The 2,932-nt window shown below is 56.0% G+C and carries 1 rRNA gene; it reads left to right on the forward strand.

From position 1 onward, the window contains the following. Positions 1-2 precede the first annotated feature (2 nt). Positions 3-2,930 (forward strand): 23S ribosomal RNA (locus C772_RS15865). The last annotated feature ends 2 nt before the right edge of the window (positions 2,931-2,932 follow it).

Here is a 2,932-nt window from a genome sequence, read left to right on the forward strand (position 1 = left end):
GAGGTGAAGTTAGGAAGGGCGCACGGTGGATGCCTTGGCACTAGGAGCCGATGAAGGACGGAACGAACACCGATATGCTCCGGGGAGCTGTAAGTAAGCTGAGATCCGGAGATTTCCGAATGGGGAAACCCACTGCCCGTAATGGGGCAGTACGGCTGCGTGAATCCATAGCGCAGTCGGGGCACACCCGGGGAACTGAAACATCTAAGTACCCGGAGGAAGAGAAAGAAAATTCGATTCCCCAAGTAGCGGCGAGCGAAACGGGATTAGCCCAAACCAGGAAGCTTGCTTCCTGGGGTTGTAGGACACTCCTTTGGAGTTACAAAGGGATGCGTGAGGTGAAGCGGCCTGGAAAGGCCCGCCGCAGAGGGTAACAGCCCCGTAACCGAAGCCCATCCCCTCCGGAGTGGATCCTGAGTACGGCGGAACACGTGAAATTCCGTCGGAATCCGGGAGGACCATCTCCCAAGGCTAAATACTCCCTAGTGACCGATAGTGAACCAGTACCGTGAGGGAAAGGTGAAAAGCACCCCGGAAGGGGAGTGAAAGAGATCCTGAAACCGTGTGCCTACAAGTAGTCAGAGCCCGTTAATGGGTGATGGCGTGCCTTTTGTAGAATGAACCGGCGAGTTACGGTTCCATGCAAGGTTAAGCCGAGAAGGCGGAGCCGCAGCGAAAGCGAGTCTGAACAGGGCGACACAGTATGGGGCCGTAGACCCGAAACCAGGTGATCTACCCATGTCCAGGGTGAAGGTAAGGTAACACTTACTGGAGGCCCGAACCCACGTATGTTGAAAAATGCGGGGATGAGGTGTGGGTAGCGGTGAAATTCCAATCGAACCTGGAGATAGCTGGTTCTCTCCGAAATAGCTTTAGGGCTAGCCTCAGGCTAGAGAATCCCGGAGGTAGAGCACTGTTTGGATGAGGGGCCCATCCCGGGTTACCGAGTTCAGACAAACTCCGAATGCCGGTGATTTATGCCTGGGAGTCAGACTGCGAGTGATAAGATCCGTAGTCGAGAGGGAAACAGCCCAGACCACCGGTTAAGGTCCCCAAGTGTCTGTTAAGTGGAAAAGGATGTGGCGCTGCCCAGACAACCAGGATGTTGGCTTAGAAGCAGCCATCATTTAAAGAGTGCGTAATAGCTCACTGGTCGAGTGGCGCTGCGCCGAAAATGTACCGGGGCTAAACAGACCACCGAAACCGTGGATTGACACCGTTGGTGTCAGTGGTAGGAGAGCGTTCCAAGGGCGTCGAAGCCGGACCGGAAGGACCGGTGGAGCGCTTGGAAGTGAGAATGCCGGTATGAGTAGCGAAAGACGGGTGAGAATCCCGTCCACCGAATGCCTAAGGTTTCCTGAGGAAGGTTCGTCCGCTCAGGGTCAGTCGGGACCTAAGTCGAGGCCGAAAGGCGTAGACGATGGACAACAGGTTGATATTCCTGTACCGCCTCCCCGCCGTTTGAGTGACGGGGTGACGCAGGAGGATAGGGTGAGCGCGCTGTTGGTTGCGCGTCCAAGCAGTGAGGCGGGGAGTGAGGAAAATCCCACTCCCGTAACGCTGGGCTGTGACGGCAAGGGGTTTTACCCCGGAGTCCCTGATTTCACACTGCCAAGAAAAGCCTCTAACGAGGCGGGAGGCGCCCGTACCGCAAACCGACACAGGTAGGCGAGGAGAGAATCCTAAGGTGATCGAGAGAACTCTCGTTAAGGAACTCGGCAAAATGACCCCGTAACTTCGGGAGAAGGGGTGCTCTATTAGGGTGTTAAAGCCCGAGAGAGCCGCAGTGAATAGGCCCAGGCGACTGTTTAGCAAAAACACAGGTCTCTGCAAAACCGCAAGGTGATGTATAGGGGCTGACGCCTGCCCGGTGCTGGAAGGTTAAGAGGAGAGGTTAGCGCAAGCGAAGCTTTGAATTGAAGCCCCAGTAAACGGCGGCCGTAACTATAACGGTCCTAAGGTAGCGAAATTCCTTGTCGGGTAAGTTCCGACCCGCACGAAAGGCGTAACGATCTGGGCACTGTCTCAACGAGAGACTCGGTGAAATTATAGTACCTGTGAAGATGCAGGTTACCCGCGACAGGACGGAAAGACCCCGTGGAGCTTTACTGCAGCCTGATATTGAATTCCGGTGCAGCCTGTACAGGATAGGTAGGAGCCGTGGAAACCGGAGCGCCAGCTTCGGTGGAGGCACTGGTGGGATACTACCCTGGCTGTATTGGACTTCTAACCCGTGCCCGTGATCCGGGCAGGGGACCGTGTCAGGCGGGCAGTTTGACTGGGGCGGTCGCCTCCTAAAGAGTAACGGAGGCGCCCAAAGGTTCCCTCAGAATGGTTGGAAATCATTCGCAGAGTGCAAAGGCAGAAGGGAGCTTGACTGCGAGACCTACAAGTCGAGCAGGGTCGAAAGACGGGCTTAGTGATCCGGTGGTTCCGCATGGAAGGGCCATCGCTCAACGGATAAAAGCTACCCCGGGGATAACAGGCTTATCTCCCCCAAGAGTTCACATCGACGGGGAGGTTTGGCACCTCGATGTCGGCTCATCGCATCCTGGGGCTGTAGTCGGTCCCAAGGGTTGGGCTGTTCGCCCATTAAAGCGGTACGCGAGCTGGGTTCAGAACGTCGTGAGACAGTTCGGTCCCTATCCGTCGCGGGCGCAGGAAATTTGAGAGGAGCTGTCCTTAGTACGAGAGGACCGGGATGGACACACCGCTGGTGTACCAGTTGTCCTGCCAAGGGCATCGCTGGGTAGCTATGTGTGGACGGGATAAGTGCTGAAAGCATCTAAGCACGAAGCCCCCCTCAAGATGAGATTTCCCATAGCGCAAGCTAGTAAGATCCCTCGAAGATGACGAGGTGGATAGGTCCGGGGTGGAAGTGTGGCGACACATGGAGCTGACGGATACTAATCGATCGAGGACTTCTCCTCAA

The organism is Bhargavaea cecembensis DSE10, from assembly GCF_000348905.1.
Lineage (GTDB): Bacteria > Bacillota > Bacilli > Bacillales_A > Planococcaceae > Bhargavaea > Bhargavaea cecembensis.